The sequence below is a fragment of the Rothia sp. 88186D007BW genome, assembly GCF_053544215.1.
On record NZ_JBPPTR010000006.1, the window covers coordinates 65,984 to 84,281 of the forward strand.

The window sequence follows — 18,298 nt, forward strand, 5'->3', positions numbered from 1 at the left end:
GGGTTTTTCTCATTTAGATGGTCTTTTCCCTACGATCTATCTCTTCTCGGGTGCATGGGGGAAGAAAATATCCTCAATCCGGCAGCTGAAGACTTCAGCCAACTGGAAGGCTAGGGGCAGGGAGGGATCAAAGCGTCCTTTTTCAATTGAGATAACGGTCTGACGCGACACCCCGAGCAGATCAGCTAGCTGCTGCTGGGAATAGCCTTGCTCAGCGCGTAGTTCTTTAAGCTGGTTCTGCACGGCTTAGATGCCTTTACGCTGATAGACCTTGTAGCTGACCAGGAAAACCAGCATAGCCAGGAGGGTGGTGGCTGTCAGCAGCAGAGAGGGCGATACATCCCAACCGAAGATAGCGAAGGCTCCAGCACCTAAGCCCATCGTTGCAAGCATCAGGTGGAAGGTAGTTTCGGCAGCCTTTCCGTACCAGTGGTTTTCGATGCTGGCTTCTGGGTTGCGGGTAGCTCCTTTGATGGTGTTTCGATCAACTAGAACTGCCCAAAGGGTGGCCGCTAATGCCGGAATCAAGGCTAATGAGGCCACTGGCACCCACCACCAGGTGATGTGGTCAGTGCGAAGGGTAATGATACCCCAGGCCAGAAGTTGAGCCAGCAATGCTCCGCCCAGAATGCTGACGAGCAGCAGCGTTATCTGGCTTCCGCCAAAACGAGAACGACCCCAGGTACTTTGAGGCTTATGAGTGGTCATGTCAACTCCTTATGTAAAGGTTGCTTTACAGATAATGTGAAATAAACTTTACATCTAGGTTTCTAGACATGTCAAGCACACTTTACTAAAAGACCCTGACGGAAAAGACCATTAAAACCAGAAAAACCCACCTAGTTCGTGGGTTTTTCTGATTTAGATGGTACCTACTGGTGGGCTAGGCAGGCACCGAGTCGCCGTAGCCCAGCTCGGTCAGGGCTGCCCGCAGCTTTTCAGCAGCCTCATCCATGGCAGCCGCATCGGGGTTACGGTTAGCCTGCTCGAAGGTGAACTCGCTCTGATCCACCGCCGGCCAGACATGAAGATGGGTATGGGGCACATCAAAACCGGCAATAATCATGCCAACCCGGGTGGGCTCAAAAGCCTTCATCAGGCCCTTCGACACCTTCTGGGCAACCTCAAAAAGGTGGGCAGACAGATCCTCGGGCAGGTCAACCCAGTGGTCAACCTCAGCCTTAGGCACCACCAGGGTGTGACCATACTGGAAGGGTTCAATAGTCAGAAAAGCTACTACCTGGTCATCCTCCCAAATGAAGCGGCCGGGCAGTTCACGGTTAATGACCTTAGTAAAAATAGTGCTCATCGTTTCTCTCCTAAATTTCTACAGACTCACCGGGAGCCAGGTAGTCAAAAGTAGTTCCGTACTTCTTACCGAAGGTGGTTGCATGCCCCACAATCATGGCCCGGCCGTTTTCAGCTAACAGTGAGTCATGAATCTGGAAGGCACGCGGGGCGCGCACAGCAATGATGAAGTCGATAACTTCCTGAATCTTATTCCAGGGAGCATGAATCGGCACCAGCAGGGTTTGCACCTCAATACCGTGAGGAACCACAAAAGAGTCACCGGGGTGGAAGAGGTTATCGTCAATCAGGTAGCCCACATTATCAATGACCGGCAGCAGAGGGTGAATCACAGCATGGCTACCGCCGAAGGTCTTCACACTCAAGCCTGAGAGGGCCAGTTCCCCATCAGCTTCTACAGGGTGAGCCTGAGCCTCAGGCAGGGTCGCCACTACAGCATCAACGACCGCAGCAGGAGCATGAAGGGTGACGTTAGGGTTCTCACGCAGAAAATCAATCACCTTACCCTCATCGAAGTGATCAGGGTGCGCGTGGGTGACCAAAATATGATTGGCCCCAGCTAAGGCCTGCTCAAGCTCAGAGAAGTTTCCCGGATCGAGTACGACCACGGTGCCGTCCTTTTCAAGCCTCACGCAGGAGTGGGTATATTTGGTAAGTTTCATATCTACTACCCTAGTAGCTCACACCACAGTCAGACCAGTTGCTCTCTAGACTTTCTGTGCAAGCCTCTCAGGTCTTTGGTGGGCTTTCGCCCCGGGAGAAGAGCCCACTGCCGCCCAGAAGAACCTGGTGTACAGTAGGCACAGATAGAGACCACACACACCAGGAGGGAACACCCCATGAACACGAACTCCACAACCCCTGGCAGCAAGCCCACCGAAATGCGCAACACCAAGCAGCGCAGAATCGTCACCGCGACCCTGGAAACCCTTGAAGACTTCATCTCTGCCCAAGGCCTACACCAGCTCATGCTCTCACGTGGCGATAAAGTATCTCTAGCAACGACCTACCGTATTCTGCAATCTATGGTGGCAGCAGGTGAGGTAGAAGCCCTCAAGACCGAGGACGGCGAGGCCATCTACCGCCGCTGCGACTCTGAGCACCACCACCACCATTTGCTCTGCCGCCGGTGCGGGGCCGCCCAAGAATTTGAGATTCCTGAGTTCGAAGAAAAAGCTCTAGCGATTGCAGCAAAGAACGGCTATAGCCAGGTAGACCACGTCATTGAAATTACCGGTCTCTGCTCTAACTGTTCAGCGACCGAACAGGCTTAGGTTCTGCGCTAGCCCCTTCCCCAGTGCGGACGCGCCCCGATGCTGAATAGCGCTGACGGACAGCGCGCACCAGACGGCAGACCACAAAAATGAGGAACGATAAGGTAGTCACATAGGGGCTAATAGGTAGAGAGCCAGCCAGGGCCAGCAGAATACCGCCCACCATAGCTACCTCAGCGAAAAGCACTGAAAGAAGCAGAGCACGCAGGGGCGAGGCTGTTATTTGCAGGGCTGCCGCCGCCGGAGTAATCAGCAGGGCCAATACCAATAAGGAACCCACCACCTGCACCGACAGGGCAGTTGCGATACCCAGCACAATCATAAAAGCGATGGAAAGCACCCGCAGGGGCACCCCCTTAGCTGAGGCAACTACCGGGTCAAGGGAAGCGAACATGAGCGGGCGCCACATGAGCGCTAAAGCCCCGAGAATGACAAGGCCACCGACCACCATTGAGGTGAGCTGGGCAGAATCAACAGAAACAATCTGACCAGTGAGCAGGGAGAACTTATTAGCGGCCCTGCCTGAATAGAGGGAAAGGAAGAGAATTCCCAGCCCCAAACCAAAAGGCATAAGGGCACCAATGACCGAGTCGTTTTCATGGGCGCGGGCACCCATCAGGGCAATGAGCAGGGCCGAGATGATAGAACCCACCAGGGAACCTGTCACCACGTTATAGCCCAGCAGCAAGAAGAGAGCGGCACCGGCAAAAGACATCTCAGCAATAGCGTGAACCGCAAAAGCGTGGCGGCGTAGCATCACAAAGAGCCCCACGCACCCGCCGATCACACCCAAGACAGCGCCAGCAATAATGGACTGGCTCAGTAAGGACACCAACTCGCCGTAGCGGTCAAAGACGAACACCTTGCTCATAAAGTCGGCAAAAGTCATCGGGCATCGGCCCCTTTCACAGGTACAAGCGGCTGGGGGTAATCAGTTTCGAAAGCGCAGTGATCTTCTCGCTGTTCGCCACCGACCACCACATAGCGGCCATTGGTCTTAATAACCGATACCGGGGTCTGGTAGAGGCCGGTGAGCACCTCGGTCCGCATGACCTCTTCTACCGACCCTACGGTGAAGCGTCCGCCAGCCAGATAGAGTAGGCGGTCTACATGGTCGATAATGGGGTTAATTTCGTGGGTCACAAAAACGACGGTGGCACCGTGATCCCTGTTATAGCGGTGAATTAAATCTGAAACCGCGTACTGATGGTTCAAATCCAAAGAGAGCAGGGCCTCATCAGCCAAGATAATCTTGGGATCATTCGCTAGGGCCTGGGCAATACGCAGACGCTGCTGCTCACCACCAGAAAGTAGCCCCACCGGCACATTGGCATAGTCACTAGCCCCCACTGCATCGAGGAGGGAATCAACTTTCTCACGGTAGGCCCGGCTCTTCAGGCGAAAGCCCCAGCGGTGGCCGTCCACCCCCAGCCCCACAAAATCGCGGGCTCGCAGGGGCATCTCGGTGCCGATAGCCTTCTGCTGGGGAATATAACCCACACCGGGGTTGCCCAGGCGGGCGGGGGTGCCAAGAACCGAGATTTTACCGGCGCTCAGCTGGGTCAGGCCCAGAATGACCTTGATGAAGGTTGATTTGCCCGAGCCGTTAGGGCCCAGCACGGCAAAATATTCACCCTGCTCGATGCTAAGGTCAAGGCCCTGCCAGAGGGTGCGGTGGCCAAAGGAAAGCCCGCCCCCGGTTACCTCAAGGGCAGGGGCGAGCTGGGTAGAAGAGTGAGCCATTGGCTATGCTACTGCCTTTTCTAGGTTGTCAATGTTCTGGGACATCCAGGCCATGTAGCCGGTGTTCTCAGGTAGGGTCTCAGTGAAGGGGACGCTAGCAACTCCAGCTTCCTGAGCAAAGGTGTAGATTTCTTTGGTCTGGGCGGTCTGGGTCTGCTCATTGAAGGCTAGCAGGTCAATCTTACCGCTGGTCAGAGCGTCCTTGGTTTCCTGCATGGTCAGGGGGGCGATGTCATTTTCGCTATCGACTGCCGCGGTAAGGTCGGTGGGGGTGGCGTCGGTAAAGCCAGCGTCCTCTAGCATGTAGCCAGATACGGGTTCGGTTGCCAGGTAGGCGCGCTCTTTGGTGTCGATGGCCTTGAGGCGCCCTAGGAGCTGGTCAGATTCTGCTGAGAAATCAGCGGCTGCGCTGGTGTAGGCCTGGGCGTTAGCAGGGTCAAGTTCAGCCAGGTCGGCTGCGACCTGGTCGGCAACCTTCTTCATGGTGTCTAGGTCGTACCAGACGTGCTCATTGTAGGAGTGCACGTGATCGGCGTGCTCTTCGCCGGTGGAGCTGTGCTCTTCTGCCATGTGAGCTAGTTCGTCGGCACTAAAGAGCCCTGAGATTTCTACCGCGTTGACCACGATTTGATCGGGGTTATCAGAGCCTGCCATTTCGGTCAGGAAGGTGTCGTAGCCACCACCGTTGACTACCACCAGGTCAGCGTCTTTAACGGTCAGACGGTCCTGGCTGGTCGCTTCGTAGGAGTGGGGGTCCACAGCGGTTGAAGCAATGAGCGGAGTGACCTCTACCTTGTCACCGCCGATAGCAACTACCACATCTGCATAGACGTCAGTGGTGGTGACAACCTGCAAGGTGCCATCATCAGAGGAGGATGAGGGGCTGGCGTTGTTGGCCCCGCAGGCAGAGAGAGCAAGTGCCGATACGGCAAGAAGTGAAAAGGTGGGAAGAATCTTTCGCATGGCACTGTCCTTTGGTAAGGAATAAGGGAAAACGCTTCTGCCAGCCTACTCTTTTCTGCGAACGGTTCGCAAATATAAGGGGCGTACACCGCATCACACCCGCCCCCAGCACCGAAAAGGACGCCCACCCCTCTCCCCTGCCACAGGCAAAGAAGGTGGGGGCAGGCGTCCGCACAGAGCAGGAACCTCAAGAAGAGGCTAACGAGTTAACTGCACCCATCAGTCAGTGCCGTACCTGGAGGCAGCCTCCTTACGGCGGCGCACATGCTCCTGAGTGGTGTCCTTAATTTCACCCACCAGCTCTTCGAGAATATCCTCCAAAAAGAGCACACCAACACTCTGCCCCTGAGCATCAACCACATGAGACACATGCGCCCGGTTACGCTGCATAGTAGCTAGAGCATCGTCAATATCGGTATCAGGTTTAACAATCGACATCTGGCGCAACTTACTCCAGGCAATAGGCTGATCCATACGGTCAGCCTCATAGACCAGAGCATCCTTAATATGCAGATAGCCCATATAAGTACCATCCTGCTCATCCTTCATCACAAAACGGGAATAGCCGGTGTGAGCCACAGCCCGCTCCAGTTCAGCCGGGGTACAGGGGAAAGTCATGGTCACCAAATCATCACTGGGCACCATAATTTCAGCAACAGCCTTAGTGCTAAACTCCAGAGCACCTGAGAGCACCCCTGAGTCATCCTCAACCGTGCCCTCTGCCGTTGACTGGGCAACAATATTTTGCAACTCATCAAGAGTGAAGGTCGAGGCAACCTCAGCCTTAGGCTCAATTTTCATCAGGCGCAGAGTGTGGTCGGCAATCCAGTTAAGGAAACCCACCAGAGGCTTGAGAATACGCGATACCGTCACCAGAGGCGGGGCAATCCAGAGGGCAACGCCCTGGGCCGCCAGAGATACCGCCATATTCTTAGGGACCATCTCACCAAAAATAACGTGCAGGTAGGTCACCAGAATCAGAGCAAAAGCAAAACCCAGGGCACTCGCTACCTCATAGGGAATACCCCAGCCTTCCAGGGGGCCTGCTACCAGGTGGTGCAGGGCAGGCTCTGACACATTCAGAATCAGCAAGGAGCAGACGGTAATACCTAGCTGGCAGGTAGCCAACATGAGCGAGACATTCTCTAGGGCATAGAGTACTGTCACCGCCCGCTTATTACCTGTCTCCGCCAGGGGCTCAATCTGGGAGCGGCGAGTAGACATGATAGCGAATTCGCCGGCCACAAAAAAGGCGTTACCGGCAAGCAGCACAAAGAGCAGGGCGATAGCTACCCAGTCGTTCATCGTGCCCCCTCCTTTCGAGCTGTAACCTCATCGGTGGTGAGGGCTTCAGGGATAAATCGGATGCGATCTACGCGGCGCTGTTCCATTTTTTCAACACGCAAACGTCCTCCCTCGACCGGCACCACATCGCCGGTTTCGGGTACGCGACCCAGGTGATCCATCATGAACCCACCCATGGTTTCGTAGGCGGGGTCATCGTCCACATCTAGGGTGCCGATGTAGTCCTTCACTTCATCGGGGCGCAGCAGGCCCGAGAAAATGTAGTCGCCATTGCCTACGCGCAGGGGCCGCTCATCGAAGGCGTTGGCGTCGTGCTCATCGGAGACTTCTCCCACGATTTCTTCCACCAAATCTTCTAGGGTGGTGATACCGGCGGTGCCGCCGTATTCATCTAGTACTACAGCTAACTGTAGGGCACCTTCTCGTAACTGCATGAGCAGGGAGTCAAGGTGCACGGTTTCAGGTACCTGTAGCACCTCTTCCATGAGGGTGCCAGCTTCTAAGAGATCGCGTTTATCTTGGGGCAGACCAACGGCCTTTTTTACGTGGATAACCCCGACGATGTTGTCTTGGTCTTCCCGGTAGAGGGGAAAACGCGAATGGCCGGTGGTGCGGGCTAGTTCAATCACGTCACTGACGGGGGCGGTGTCTTCAAGCATGATGACCTTGCGGCGCGGGGTCATCACATCCGCTGCAGTAAGTTCAGCAAAGGAGAGAGTCTTATCGACAAAGCGGGCGGTATCGGAGTCCAGGGTGCCCAAGTCGGCTGAGCGGCGCACCATAGATGAGAGCTCTTCAGGTGAACGAGCTGCCGAAAGTTCTTCTTTGGCTTCCATACCAAAACGGTGCAGCACCCAGTTAGCAGAGCCATTAGCGGTACGGACAACAGGGCCCATGACGCGGGTAAAGAGTAGCTGAGCTGGGGCAAGAGCCCGGGCCACCCGGTAGGGTTCTGCGATAGCCAGGTTTTTGGGCACTAGCTCACCGATAATCATGGAGAGCAAGGTGGCGATACCCATAGAGAAAATGAGGGTCAGGGCCGAGGCGATGGAGGGAGCTAGACCCCAGGAAGCTATGGTGTCACCAGCTAGGGCGTTGATGCCGCTATCGAGTGTGTAACCGGTGAGCAAGGTGGTGATGGTGATGCCCAGCTGGCAGCTTGATAGTTGGGTTGAGAGTGATTTCAGGCAGGAGAGCACGCGCTCCCCTGCGGTATCTCCCCTATCAATTTCTTGTTGGACTTTAGACTGGTCCAGGGCTACGAGCGAAAATTCTACGGCCACGAAAAAGCCAGTTCCTAGGATGAGAGCCAGGCCGATCAGGAGTAAGAGCCATTCCATTGTTTAGGCTTTCACCGCCTGCCAGATGAGGGGTAGTCCACCTAGTGAGAGGACGCCTCTTGTGGGGGTAAAGAATGATGTGCGCCTAGGCGCGGGTGAGGGCCGCAAAGAAGTGCAGCAACTAGAAGGGTCTTCCATAGTGGTCAATTCTAGCGAACATCTGCTCTTTCCCTCAGTGAGCGTCCTTTCACCCCCTGCGAAATATCAGCCTATTATGACCAGCTAGTAGGGGCCCAGATGTCATGGAAATGTAGTGTGGTGGACGAAGCCCCAAAACACTTCTAAACTAGACAAAGATATGCGGTACATCACGCACCCCTTGCAGGGTTCGATACCCGCCCACCTGGTGCCAAAAGCGGTTTTGGTACCCCGTAATCATCAAAGATGGAAGAGGCGTAAGAGAAATGCCAAACCAGCCAGAACATACAGTTCCCGAAGAATTCATGGGTAACGAGTGGCTCGTTGAAGAGCTCTTTGAAAAGTTCGAGCAAGACCGCACCTCAGTCGATCAAAAGTGGTGGCCTCTGTTCGAGCAGTGGGCAGATGAAACTGGCAAGGCAACCCCCAAGGAGGCTCCCAAGGAAGAGAGCCCTTCAGCAAGCACATCAGCTAGCAAGGAAGAAGAACTCGTGGGTGAGGCTCCCCGCCAAGAAGGCCAGCAGGAAGAGGACCAGGTCGTTCCTCTGCGAGGCCCAGCCAAGGCGGTAGCCACTAACATGGATGAGTCACTCAGCGTCCCTACTGCAACGACAGTCCGTGCTATCCCCGCTAAGTTGCTGCTTGATAACCGCACCCAGATTAATAGCTACCTGGCCCGGACCCGTGGTGGCAAGGTCTCTTTCACCCACATCATTGGCTACGCTATCGTCCGCGCCCTGGATGCTTTCCCTTCCATGAACGTCAGCTACGGTGAGGACGCCAAGGGCAAGCCTGCCGCTATCCAGCACGCCCACATCAACTTCGGTCTGGCTATTGACGTGCCTCGCCCCGACGGCACTCGCCACCTGGTGGTGCCCAATATCAAGGGCGCTGAGAAGCTCTCTTTCACTGAGTTCTGGGAGGCCTACAATGACATTGTCAAACGAGGCCGCGACGGTGAACTAGGCCTTGAGGACTTCGCTGGAACCACCGTTTCACTGACTAACCCCGGCGGTATTGGCACCCTCCAGTCTGTGCCCCGCCTGTCTAAAGGCCAGGCCGCCATCATCGGTGCAGGTGCCCTTGACTACCCCGCCGAATACAGGGGAACCTCTGAGAAGGTCATCGCCCGCAACGGTATTTCCAAGATTCTGACCCTCACCTCAACCTACGACCACCGCGTGATTCAGGGTGCTGGTTCCGGTGAGTTCCTTAGAGTTGTAGAGCACTACCTGCTCGGTGGTGATGGCTTCTACGACCAGATTTTTGAGGACTTCCGTATCCCTTTCGAGCCTGTACGCTGGGCCCGCGATAACCAGGTTAACCCCGACGCTGAGGTGTCTAAGGTTGCCCGCATTCAGCAGCTCATTCACGCCTACCGTGTGCGAGGCCACCTGGTCGCCCAGACTAACCCCATCGGCTACCAGATGCTCTCCCACCCCGATTTGCGTCTAGAGAACTACGGCCTGACGCTCTGGGATCTTGACCGCTCCTGGCCCACCGGTGGCTTCGGCGAGAAGGAAACCCTGTCCTTGCGCACCATTCTTGAACTGCTGCGTGAGGCTTACACCCGTACCTTGGGTGTGGAATACATGCACATTGAGAACCCCGATGAGCGCCAATGGTTCCAGGACCGCCTAGAACACGGCTACACCAAGCCTTCCCGTGATGAGCAGTTCCGGGTGCTGGGAACTCTGAATGCCGCAGAAGCTTTTGAGACTTTCTTGCAGACTAAGTACCTGGGCCAGAAGCGTTTCTCCCTGGAAGGTGGCGAGTCCCTGATTCCCCTCCTGGACTCCGTTATTTCTGAGGCTGCGGACGCCGGGCTTTCGGGCGTCGGTATCGGCATGGCCCACCGTGGCCGCCTCAACGTCCTGACCAATATTGCCGGTAAGTCTTACGCCCAGATTTTCCGTGAGTTTGAGGGTGAGATGGACCCCCGCCTCACCGGCGGTTCTGGCGATGTTAAGTACCATCTGGGCACTGAGGGCATCTTCACTTCCCACAACGGTAATCAGACCCAGGTCTACCTGGCTGCTAACCCCTCTCATCTTGAGGCTGTCAACACGGTGCTAGAGGGTATTGTGCGAGCTAAGCAAGATACCTTGGCTGAGCAGGGAACCGAGGGCTACCCTGTGCTGCCCATTTTGATTCATGGGGATGCGGCTTTCGCTGGCCAGGGTATCGTCATGGAGACCCTGCAGATGTCTAAGATTGAGGGTTACACCACCGGCGGCACCGTCCACATTGTGGTCAATAACCAGGTTGGTTTTACCACCACCCCGCGCGATGGCCGCACCGCCACCTACTCCACCGATATCGCCCGCATGATTCAGGCCCCCATCTTGCATGTGAATGCTGATGACCCTGAGGCGGTCGTGCGCGCTGGCTCTATCGCTTTTGCCTACCGCCAGGCCTTTAATAAGGACGTCGTCATCGACCTGGTCTGCTACCGCCGCCGTGGCCACAATGAGGCAGATGACCCTTCAATGACGCAGCCTAAGATGTACCAGCAGATTGAAAAGCTCCCCTCAACCCGCAAGATTTACACCGAGTCCTTGGTCGGCCGTGGTGATATTTCACAGGATGAGGCAGAGCGGGCCCTGAAGGACTACCAGTCCCGCCTGGAACAGATTTTCACGGAGACCCATGAGGCCCAGTCGTCCTCTGCGCCCCTGGTCACTGCCGACGCGGCTGCTGTCTCTAATATTGAGCGCCCTGCCGCCCAGCAGAATGAGGACTCCGTCCAAGTTGCTGGCGAGACTGCTATCTCCCCCGAGATGCTAGCTACCATTGGCCAGGCCTTCGAGAAAGTCCCTGAGGGCTTCACTGTTCATAAGAAACTCAAGAAGCTACTAGAGCAGCGTGTGAAGATGTCCACTGAGGGCTCTATTAACTGGGGTTTTGGTGAGCTTGCCGCCTTTGCTTCCCTGCTCCTAGAGGGTCGCAATGTGCGTTTGACCGGTCAGGACGTCCAACGCGGCACCTTCGTACAGCGCCACTCAGTGCTCCATGATTCCCTGACCAATGAAGAGTGGAACCCCCTCTCTCACCTCTCAGAAAACCAGGGCAAGTACTCCATCTATAACTCCTTGCTCTCTGAGTACGGTGTGATGGGCTTCGAATACGGTTACTCTGTTGAACGCCCCGACTCCTTGGTGCTCTGGGAGGCCCAGTTTGGTGACTTCGCCAATGGGGCCCAGACCATTGTGGATGAGTTCATTTCATCAGCAGAGCAGAAGTGGGCTCAGCGTTCTTCCCTGGTGCTCTTACTCCCCCACGGGTTTGAAGGCCAGGGGCCAGATCATTCATCAGCCCGCATGGAGCGCTACCTGCAACTGTGCGCCGAGAACAACATGACTGTTGCGGTTCCCTCGACCCCGGCGTCCTACTTCCATCTGCTGCGCCGGCACGCTCACTCCCGCCCCCACAAGCCCATGATTGTGATGACTCCCAAGCAGCTACTGCGTTTGAAGGGTGCCACCTCATCGGTGGAGGATTTCACCACCGGTAGCTTCAAGCCGGTGATTGAGGACCAGGGGGATCTAAACCCGGCAGAGGTCACCCGCCTTGTCTTTGTCTCGGGTCGCCTCTACTACGACCTGGCTACAGAGCGTGCTGAGCAAGAAAATCAGAGCACCGCTATTGTGCGTGTAGAACAGCTCTACCCCCTACCTTTGGCTGAGATTAAGGAACAGATTGCAGCCTACCCCAACGCTGAGGTGATCTGGGCTCAGGACGAACCTGCTAACCAGGGGCAGTGGCCCTTTATGGCAGTCAATCTACTCCCCCAGATTGACTACCGCATGAAGCTTATTTCTCGTCCGGCGGCGGCCTCCCCTGCTGCCGGTACCGGTAAGCGTCACAAGCGGGAACTTGATAACCTCATTTCTGAGGTGTTCGAGCGCTAAAGTAGAACTCTTGCAGTAAGCAGCTAGTGCCTGGGTCTTGTCTTTTGAGGGTCTGGGCACTGCCGCTGTGCGGTGCGCCCATGGTGCGCTGGCTGGCTCCAGGGTTTAGACTGGTAGAAAAGAAAGACACCAACGTTGTGGGCTCTTTAGCCGGCAACCTTGTAGAAAGAAACACGTGGATCAGCGAAAAATTCGACTTGTAGCCGTTGGCGATGATCTGCTCGCAGGCGTCGGGGATCCCCGCACCCTCGGGTGGTTCGGGCGCGTTATGGCACGCACCCCTCAGACTTCTGCCTCCATCTCAGCCTATAACCTGGCAGCGCCGGGCGAAGGCAGCGAACAGCTCAACGCTCGCTGGTTTGAAGAAGCCAGCCGCCGCTTTGCCCAGGGGCACGAGAACCGCCTGGTCATTGCCCCTTCAACCTTCGATATCGACTTGGGTATCACCAGTGCCCGTTCCCGCCTGAACCTGGCAAATATGGTTGATATGGCCTCTCAGAACAATGTTAAGGTTCTGGTTGTTGGCCCCCCTCCCACGCTCGATGCTGAGCGTAACCGGAAGATTGCCGACCTGTCAGCAGCCTACGCTGATGTGGTAACCCGCCGTAACCATGTCTACGTTGATACTTTTAACCCCCTGCTCCACCATGAGCAGTGGCGCAACGACCTCGCCGCAAATGACGGCCACCCCGGCCAGTCCGGCTACGGTCTGATTGCCTGGCTGGTTCTGCACCGCGGCTGGTATAACTGGCTTCAGATTTCTGAGCCCCTTTAAGGTTGCTCCCCCAGGCGTCCACCCCTGTGAGCAAGCCCAGGGTGTGCAAAGCTAGCTAAGGTATGCGAAAATAGTCAGAAGTGCCTATTCTAAGGTGCTATCGACCATCTGTGCCCCGTTATCCTGACGGGCACTCCACCTTGATCAAGGAGGCTCTCATGAGCAAGCGCGGTCGCAAGCGTAAGGATCGCCGTAAGGGTAGCGCTAACCACGGTAAGCGCCCCAACTCATAAGGCAATCAACAAGGGCCCCTACTCGCAGAAGCGAGCAGGGGCCCTTTGCTATGAGCTCATCGCAGTGCCTATCTACCTGCCGGGTGCCCCTCTGCGTGGATATCGTCGATGCAGGCCCTAATACGGCTCTTGAGATCAAGGGGGGCGGTTTCCTTGCAGGTGCGGCGCACTGCTTGGCGGATAATGCACTCAATGTCATACTCCTGAGCGCAGGTATCACATTCAGCTAGGTGGGCTTGCAGTTCTTCTAGGTCTTGGCAGCTGAGCGGGTCGTCAATGTAGGTGTAGATTCTGGCCAGGCGTTCTTCGCAGGGCGTGGAGGGGCTGTGATGCTGTATGGGGGTCATAGGTGGCTCCTTTCTGAGGCCCTAGCGGTGCTGGCCTTGGCCGTGCCGGTGGTGGTGATGCCGCGTTCAGTAGCGTAGTCGGTCAGTTTGTCTCTGAGCAGTTTGCGCCCCCGGTGCAGGCGAGACATGACGGTGCCGATGGGGGTATCCATGATCTCGGAGATTTCTTTGTAGGAGAACCCTTCAACATCGGAGTAGTAGACGGCCATACGGAAGTCTTCAGGGATGGATTGCAGGGCTTCTTTAACGTCGTTATCGGGTAGGTGGGCTAGGGCCTCATTTTCTGCTGAGGGTAGCCCTTTTGAGTCGTGGGCTCCGGCTTGGGCAAGCTGCCAGTCTTGGACAGTGTCGGTGTGAGCCTGGTAGGGCTCACGTTGTCGTTTGCGGTAGACATTGATGTAGGTGTTGGTCAGGATGCGGTAGAGCCAGGCTTTGAGGTTGGTTCCTGGTGTGTATTGGTGAAAGGCTGAGAAGGCTTTCATGTAGGCCTCTTGCACTAGGTCTTCAGCGTCTTGTGGGTTGCGAGCCATGCGTAGGGCTGCGGCGTAAAGCTGGTCAACGTAGCCCAGGGCTTCTCGTTCGAAACGGGCTTTGCGGTCTGCGTCTGTTTCTTGGGCGCGCAGGTCAGGTTCAGTGGTGGGGTCCGGGGGCGTGGGTGTCATGTCCCTCCAGGTTTGCGGTGGTCTTTTGTCTTACTGTACCTGCCTGGTAGGTGGGCTGGTCTAGTAAGTGCCTTAGGTTCAACCGGTGAGATGGTTTCTTATTCCTTGTTTTGAGGTGTTTTTTGTGTTTGTGGTGGTGTGAAGTAGGTGAACCCACCGGTCTATATGTATGCTTAGTAGTGATAGGTATCTGTGATACACCGCAAATGGGGCCACACACCCCGTAAAGGAGGAACTCATGTCATTAGTTCGCCGTTTTGCTCGCCCCCTGCTAGCTTCAAGCTTCATTATCTCGGGTGTTGACCGTCTGCGTGACCCCGAATCTTCCAAACACCTCACCAAGGTCATCGACCTAGCTGCAACCACCGCCCCTCAGCTCTCCATCCTGCGCGGCCAGGAAAAGCTGGTCGGTCAGGCACTAGCTGGCTCCCAAGTAGCTGCCGGTACCCTCTTCGCACTCGGTAAGCTACCGCGCCTCTCAGCCAGCGTCCTGCTCGCTACCGGTGCTATCAACTCCTACCTTGAATACCGCTCTCAGGAAGCTGACACCAAGGAACAGAAGACCGCCCGCCGTAACACCGCCGTGATCAACGGCTCCCTGCTCGGTGCTATCGCAATTTCTGCGGTCGACACCGATGGTAGCCCCTCCTTGGCTTGGCGTGCCTCAAAGCTCGGTGACCAGGTAGCTAAGAAGTCTCACCAGCTGGCTTCCGATGTTCAGGACGTTGCTTCTGAGACCCAGAAAAAGGTTGAGGACATCTTCGCCTAAACCATAAAACGCAGCACCCTAAGGTGCCGTAAACTTTTACAAACCCCGCTCCCTAAAACGGTGCGGGGTTTTCTTATTTGCAGGCTAAGCCACCTAAAATAGGGAGGGAATACGCCCTAGTAACTGATACCGAAGTAGGTTTTATTTGTGGTTGATGCGACCAAGCAAGCCCTCCTTGCCCCTGGAGACTGGCTCGCGCCCAGCGTCACAGTACCGTCTGGTGCACGTGCCCGTGTAGAGATTCCCGGTTCCAAGTCGCTGACCAACCGCTACCTGCTTCTAGCTGCCCTAGCAGATAGCCCCTCCATCATTCACGCCCCCCTGCATTCGCGTGACTCCCAGCTCATGGTAGCGGCCCTCACCGCCCTGGGCGCCCACTTTGAAGAGATTGAGACCGGCAGCGCCTTTGGCCCAGATCTACGGGTAACTCCCCTAGATTTTTCTGCACCTTCTGCCCGTGAGGTGTCCATTGATGTAGGGCTGGCAGGCACCGTCATGCGTTTTGTGCCCCCGGTGGCGGCCCTGCTACCGGGCACCTTCTCCTTCGATGGCGATGAGCACGCGAGGCTACGCCCCATGCTGCCCGTCATTGAAGCCCTACGGGGCTTAGGGGTCACTGTTGAGGACGCAGGCCGCGGCGCCCTGCCCTTTACGGTCAAATCGGCCGGTGCGGTAGAAGTACCCGAGCTGACCATAGATGCCTCTGGCTCCTCCCAGTTTGTCTCTGCCCTGCTCCTGGCTGCCTGCCGGTTTAAACAGGGTCTGGTTCTGCGCCACCAAGGCGGCCCGGTGCCCTCCATGCCCCACATTGAGATGACCCTTGAAACCATGCGGGAACTGGGCATCAGTGTTGAATTCAACGGCACCGACACCTGGACCGTTACCCCCGGTGGTTTCCCCGGTTTTGAAGTGACCGTTGAACCAGACCTCTCCAACGCTGGCCCCTTCCTGGTAGCTGCTGTGGCCACCGGTGCCTCAGTGACAGTTCCACGCTGGCCCCACTCCACCACCCAGGGCGGGGACTACTGGCGCACCATTCTGCCCTTCTTCGGGGCAGATGTGGAGCTGACCGACGGGAACCTGACCGTCACCGGCCCCGCCGGGGGTGCGGCGTCCGGACTGCCCGGGCTCGAACTAGATTTGGCAGAAGCCGGGGAATTAGCCCCCACCCTTGCTGCCCTCATGGCGCTCTCACCAGCTACCAGCGTCCTATCCGGTATCGCTCATCTGCGCGGGCACGAAACTGACCGCCTTGCCGCCCTCACCACCGAAATCAACCGCCTAGGCGGCAGCGCCCAAGAAACCCCAGACGGTATTCGCATCACCGCCCCGGCCACCCAAGGCGCCCTTATGCGCACCTACTCCGATCACCGCATGGCCACCGCCGCAGCCGTCATAGGCCTCCTCGTGCCCGGGGTGGTCGTTGAAAATGTTGAAACCACCGCCAAAACCCTACCCAACTTCACCGGGCTATGGCAGAACATGCTCAACCAGTGGAAGGAAGGTGCTGCCTAATGCGCCGCTCCTGGGATGAAAGCGACGTGCGCGTACGCCCCAACAAGAAGGGCTCCCGCCCCCGCACCAAAGACCGCCCTGCCCACAAGGACGCCCAGATCGGCCGCATCATCACCGTAGACCGCGGCCGCTACACCGCCATACTCGATGAAGGGCAACCAAGCGAGCGAACCGTGACCGCCGTGCGCGCCCGCGAACTGCGCCGCTCCCCCATCGTCGTAGGAGATAAGGTCGCCCTGGTAGGAGACACCAGCGGCAAACCCGATACCCTCGCCCGCCTGGTACGCATTGAAGAACGCACCAACCTGCTACGCCGCAGCGCCGACGACACTGACCCCGTCGAACGCGTAGTCGTAGCCAATGCCGACAACCTGGTCATCGTGGTTGCCGCAGAAAACCCCGAACCGCGCACCGGATTCATCGACCGGTCACTAGCTGCCGCCTTTGACGCCGGGCTCACCCCCATTCTCTGCATCACCAAAACCGACCTCAAACACCCAGCCTGGCTACTGGACTACTACCAGGACGTTGAGCTCACCATCGTGCTCTCCAAAGCCAAGGACGGGCGCGCCCCCAGCGAAGAAGGCTCCCAAGGCCTAGATCTCTCCCTGGTAGAACAACTCTCCACCTACCTAGACGGCACCGTCTCTGTGCTGCTAGGGCACTCTGGGGTGGGCAAATCAACCCTGGTCAATGCCCTCACCGGGGCCGAACGAGCCACCGGGCATGTTAACGCCGTTACCGGGCGAGGCCGCCACACTTCTTCCTCCGCACTGGCCCTACAGCCCCAGAAGGCAGCGCCGGGCACCTGGATTATCGACACCCCCGGTATCCGCTCCTTCGGCCTAGCCCACGTCGAACCAGAGACCCTCGTTGCCTCCTTCACCGACCTGGCCCCCGGTTCAGCCAACTGCCCCAAGGGCTGCATCCACTCAGCCTCAGCCCCCGACTGCGGCCTGAGCGCCTACGTCCAGGCAGGCCACGCCGGGCCCGCCGGGCCTGAACGCCTCGACTCTCTGCGCAAGCTCCTACGCGTCGATGAAGAAACCGGCGACGCCGAAAAAGAACTCGGCGCCCTAGACCTCTAACCCCACAACAAACGAGATCATGACTAACTACACCGACGACCTGCGCCTAGCCCACATCATGGCTGATGCGGTAGACCGCCTAACCCTGGCCAAGTTCACCTCCCACGACTTCGCCGTTGACACCAAACCCGACCTAACCCCCGTCACCGACGCCGACCGCGAAGCAGAACAGCTCATCCGCTCCCAGCTCTCCCGAGTACGCACCCGCGACTCAGTGCTAGGTGAAGAATTCGGTGAAACCGGCTCATCCCCCCGCCAATGGGTCATCGACCCCATCGACGGAACCAAAAACTTTGTGCGCGGGGTACCGGTCTGGGCCACCCTCATTGCTCTCATGGATCAGGGCAAGCCGGTGGTCGGTGTGGTCTCAGCCCCCGCCCTCCAGCGCCGCTGGTGGGCCGCTCAAGGCACTGGCGCCTACACCGGCCGCTCCCTGGCTAGAGCCACCCGCATCTCCGTTTCCTCCGTTAACAAGCTAGAAGACGCCTCCCTCTCCTACTCCTCCCTCACTGGCTGGCGAGATTTGGGCCTAAGAGATAAGTTCATCGACCTGACCGACACCGTCTGGCGCACCCGCGCCTACGGGGACTTCTGGTCCTACATGATGGTGGCAGAAGGCGTAGTCGATGCCGCAGCCGAACCAGAACTAGGCCTCTACGACATGGCTGCCCTAGTCCCCATCGTGACCGAAGCAGGCGGACGCTTCACCTCCCTGGCAGGAGCGGACGGCCCCCACGGCGGCAATGCCCTAGCTACCAACGGCCACCTGCACGAGGACGTCCTGGGCTACCTGGGCACAGACCAGACCCTCTAAGAACTTTCAGGGCAGGGCGCTAGGAAGAAAAGGCCCGTAACCCCCGCCTACAGTAAAGGCCCCCAACCCTTCTTTCAGGGTTGGGGGCCTTGCTGCTGTGCTGCGCTACTTTT

19 protein-coding genes are annotated in these 18,298 nt (G+C 57.3%); 8 read left to right on the plus strand and 11 right to left on the minus strand.

Going from position 1 to position 18,298, the window contains the following annotated elements; all coding sequences use genetic code 11:
* Positions 1–36: 36 nt before the first annotated feature.
* The 4 genes from ACEE09_RS04685 to ACEE09_RS04700 all read right to left on the minus strand — a co-directional run bounded on the left by ACEE09_RS04685 (position 37) and on the right by ACEE09_RS04700 (position 1,970).
* Complete coding sequence (locus ACEE09_RS04685; RefSeq protein WP_449082527.1) at positions 37–243, minus strand: helix-turn-helix transcriptional regulator; 207 nt, start codon at positions 241–243, stop codon at positions 37–39.
* A 3-nt stretch (positions 244–246) separates the two neighbouring features.
* Positions 247–708, minus strand: a complete 462-nt coding sequence (locus ACEE09_RS04690; RefSeq protein WP_449082529.1) for a hypothetical protein — start codon at positions 706–708, stop codon at positions 247–249.
* Between the two features lie 175 nt (positions 709–883).
* Positions 884–1,309 carry an HIT family protein gene (locus tag ACEE09_RS04695; RefSeq protein ID WP_449082530.1) on the minus strand — a complete coding sequence of 142 codons (426 nt, stop codon included), beginning with the start codon at positions 1,307–1,309 and terminating at the stop codon, positions 884–886.
* A 10-nt stretch (positions 1,310–1,319) separates the two neighbouring features.
* Positions 1,320–1,970 carry an MBL fold metallo-hydrolase gene (locus ACEE09_RS04700; protein WP_449082532.1) on the minus strand — a complete coding sequence of 217 codons (651 nt, stop codon included), beginning with the start codon at positions 1,968–1,970 and terminating at the stop codon, positions 1,320–1,322.
* A gap of 177 nt (positions 1,971–2,147) precedes the next feature.
* Between ACEE09_RS04700 and ACEE09_RS04705 the strand changes: the two genes are divergently transcribed.
* Positions 2,148–2,582, plus strand: coding sequence for a Fur family transcriptional regulator (locus ACEE09_RS04705; protein WP_449082534.1), 435 nt, complete (start codon positions 2,148–2,150; stop codon positions 2,580–2,582).
* Here the strand turns inward: ACEE09_RS04705 and ACEE09_RS04710 are convergent.
* The 5 genes from ACEE09_RS04710 to ACEE09_RS04730 all read right to left on the minus strand — a co-directional run bounded on the left by ACEE09_RS04710 (position 2,554) and on the right by ACEE09_RS04730 (position 7,933).
* Positions 2,554–3,471 (minus strand): metal ABC transporter permease, encoded by a 918-nt coding sequence (locus ACEE09_RS04710; RefSeq protein WP_449082536.1) that lies wholly within the window; start codon positions 3,469–3,471, stop codon positions 2,554–2,556. The two genes, ACEE09_RS04705 and ACEE09_RS04710, sit on opposite strands and share 29 nt — an antisense overlap.
* Complete coding sequence (locus ACEE09_RS04715; RefSeq protein WP_449082538.1) at positions 3,468–4,325, minus strand: metal ABC transporter ATP-binding protein; 858 nt, start codon at positions 4,323–4,325, stop codon at positions 3,468–3,470. Before ACEE09_RS04715 ends, ACEE09_RS04710 begins: the two co-directional genes overlap by 4 nt.
* A 3-nt stretch (positions 4,326–4,328) precedes the next feature.
* Complete coding sequence (locus ACEE09_RS04720; protein ID WP_449082540.1) at positions 4,329–5,288, minus strand: metal ABC transporter solute-binding protein, Zn/Mn family; 960 nt, start codon at positions 5,286–5,288, stop codon at positions 4,329–4,331.
* A 219-nt stretch (positions 5,289–5,507) separates the two neighbouring features.
* Complete coding sequence (locus ACEE09_RS04725) at positions 5,508–6,593, minus strand: hemolysin family protein (protein ID WP_449082542.1); 1,086 nt, start codon at positions 6,591–6,593, stop codon at positions 5,508–5,510.
* A complete protein-coding gene (locus tag ACEE09_RS04730) occupies positions 6,590–7,933 on the minus strand; it encodes a hemolysin family protein (protein WP_449082544.1) in 1,344 nt (447 codons plus the stop codon). Before ACEE09_RS04730 ends, ACEE09_RS04725 begins: the two co-directional genes overlap by 4 nt.
* Before the next feature lie 404 nt (positions 7,934–8,337).
* Here ACEE09_RS04730 and ACEE09_RS04735 point away from each other — a divergent pair, with 404 nt between their 5' ends.
* The 3 genes from ACEE09_RS04735 (at position 8,338) to ACEE09_RS04745 (ending at position 12,990) form a co-directional block, all read left to right on the plus strand.
* On the plus strand, positions 8,338–11,982 hold the full coding sequence (locus tag ACEE09_RS04735) for a multifunctional oxoglutarate decarboxylase/oxoglutarate dehydrogenase thiamine pyrophosphate-binding subunit/dihydrolipoyllysine-residue succinyltransferase subunit (RefSeq protein WP_449082545.1): 3,645 nt from the start codon (positions 8,338–8,340) through the stop codon (positions 11,980–11,982).
* A gap of 175 nt (positions 11,983–12,157) precedes the next feature.
* The gene (locus ACEE09_RS04740; protein ID WP_449082547.1) at positions 12,158–12,757 is read left to right on the plus strand and encodes a GDSL-type esterase/lipase family protein; all 600 of its coding nucleotides are present in this window, start codon (positions 12,158–12,160) and stop codon (positions 12,755–12,757) included.
* A 158-nt stretch (positions 12,758–12,915) separates the two neighbouring features.
* Positions 12,916–12,990 carry a 50S ribosomal protein bL37 gene (locus ACEE09_RS04745; protein ID WP_371300742.1) on the plus strand — a complete coding sequence of 25 codons (75 nt, stop codon included), beginning with the start codon at positions 12,916–12,918 and terminating at the stop codon, positions 12,988–12,990.
* Between the two features lie 68 nt (positions 12,991–13,058).
* On the opposite strand, the gene rsrA is transcribed toward ACEE09_RS04745, so the two are convergent.
* Both rsrA and ACEE09_RS04755 read right to left on the minus strand, forming a co-directional pair.
* Positions 13,059–13,337 carry a mycothiol system anti-sigma-R factor gene (gene rsrA / locus ACEE09_RS04750; RefSeq protein ID WP_449082549.1) on the minus strand — a complete coding sequence of 93 codons (279 nt, stop codon included), beginning with the start codon at positions 13,335–13,337 and terminating at the stop codon, positions 13,059–13,061.
* The gene (locus ACEE09_RS04755; RefSeq protein ID WP_449082550.1) at positions 13,334–13,999 is read right to left on the minus strand and encodes a sigma-70 family RNA polymerase sigma factor; all 666 of its coding nucleotides are present in this window, start codon (positions 13,997–13,999) and stop codon (positions 13,334–13,336) included. Before ACEE09_RS04755 ends, rsrA begins: the two co-directional genes overlap by 4 nt.
* 238 nt (positions 14,000–14,237) lie before the next feature.
* Here ACEE09_RS04755 and ACEE09_RS04760 point away from each other — a divergent pair, with 238 nt between their 5' ends.
* From ACEE09_RS04760 to hisN, 4 genes are all read left to right on the plus strand, one after another.
* Positions 14,238–14,768, plus strand: coding sequence for a DoxX family protein (locus ACEE09_RS04760; protein ID WP_449082551.1), 531 nt, complete (start codon positions 14,238–14,240; stop codon positions 14,766–14,768).
* Between the two features lie 147 nt (positions 14,769–14,915).
* Positions 14,916–16,283: a 3-phosphoshikimate 1-carboxyvinyltransferase gene (aroA, locus tag ACEE09_RS04765; RefSeq protein ID WP_449082553.1), complete on the plus strand. Its 1,368-nt coding sequence runs from the start codon at positions 14,916–14,918 to the stop codon at positions 16,281–16,283.
* Positions 16,283–17,371 (plus strand): ribosome small subunit-dependent GTPase A, encoded by a 1,089-nt coding sequence (gene rsgA, locus ACEE09_RS04770; RefSeq protein WP_449082555.1) that lies wholly within the window; start codon positions 16,283–16,285, stop codon positions 17,369–17,371. Before aroA ends, rsgA begins: the two co-directional genes overlap by 1 nt.
* Positions 17,372–17,390: 19 nt before the next feature.
* The gene (hisN, locus tag ACEE09_RS04775; RefSeq protein ID WP_449082557.1) at positions 17,391–18,185 is read left to right on the plus strand and encodes a histidinol-phosphatase; all 795 of its coding nucleotides are present in this window, start codon (positions 17,391–17,393) and stop codon (positions 18,183–18,185) included.
* Positions 18,186–18,298: the final 113 nt, after the last annotated feature.

Excerpts from the sequence above, each read along its gene's own strand:
- ACEE09_RS04690 (WP_449082529.1), bottom strand. The coding sequence starts at position 708 with ATGACCACTCATAAGCCTCAAAGTACCTGGGGTCGTTCTCGTTTTGGC.
- ACEE09_RS04695 (WP_449082530.1), bottom strand. The coding sequence starts at position 1,309 with ATGAGCACTATTTTTACTAAGGTCATTAACCGTGAACTGCCCGGCCGC.
- ACEE09_RS04700 (WP_449082532.1), bottom strand. The coding sequence starts at position 1,970 with ATGAAACTTACCAAATATACCCACTCCTGCGTGAGGCTTGAAAAGGAC.
- ACEE09_RS04705 (WP_449082534.1), top strand. The coding sequence starts at position 2,148 with ATGAACACGAACTCCACAACCCCTGGCAGCAAGCCCACCGAAATGCGC.
- ACEE09_RS04710 (WP_449082536.1), bottom strand. The coding sequence starts at position 3,471 with ATGACTTTTGCCGACTTTATGAGCAAGGTGTTCGTCTTTGACCGCTAC.
- ACEE09_RS04715 (WP_449082538.1), bottom strand. The coding sequence starts at position 4,325 with ATGGCTCACTCTTCTACCCAGCTCGCCCCTGCCCTTGAGGTAACCGGG.
- ACEE09_RS04720 (WP_449082540.1), bottom strand. The coding sequence starts at position 5,288 with ATGCGAAAGATTCTTCCCACCTTTTCACTTCTTGCCGTATCGGCACTT.
- ACEE09_RS04725 (WP_449082542.1), bottom strand. The coding sequence starts at position 6,593 with ATGAACGACTGGGTAGCTATCGCCCTGCTCTTTGTGCTGCTTGCCGGT.
- ACEE09_RS04730 (WP_449082544.1), bottom strand. The coding sequence starts at position 7,933 with ATGGAATGGCTCTTACTCCTGATCGGCCTGGCTCTCATCCTAGGAACT.
- ACEE09_RS04735 (WP_449082545.1), top strand. The coding sequence starts at position 8,338 with ATGCCAAACCAGCCAGAACATACAGTTCCCGAAGAATTCATGGGTAAC.
- rsrA (WP_449082549.1), bottom strand. The coding sequence starts at position 13,337 with ATGACCCCCATACAGCATCACAGCCCCTCCACGCCCTGCGAAGAACGC.
- ACEE09_RS04755 (WP_449082550.1), bottom strand. The coding sequence starts at position 13,999 with ATGACACCCACGCCCCCGGACCCCACCACTGAACCTGACCTGCGCGCC.
- ACEE09_RS04760 (WP_449082551.1), top strand. The coding sequence starts at position 14,238 with ATGTCATTAGTTCGCCGTTTTGCTCGCCCCCTGCTAGCTTCAAGCTTC.
- rsgA (WP_449082555.1), top strand. The coding sequence starts at position 16,283 with ATGCGCCGCTCCTGGGATGAAAGCGACGTGCGCGTACGCCCCAACAAG.
- hisN (WP_449082557.1), top strand. The coding sequence starts at position 17,391 with ATGACTAACTACACCGACGACCTGCGCCTAGCCCACATCATGGCTGAT.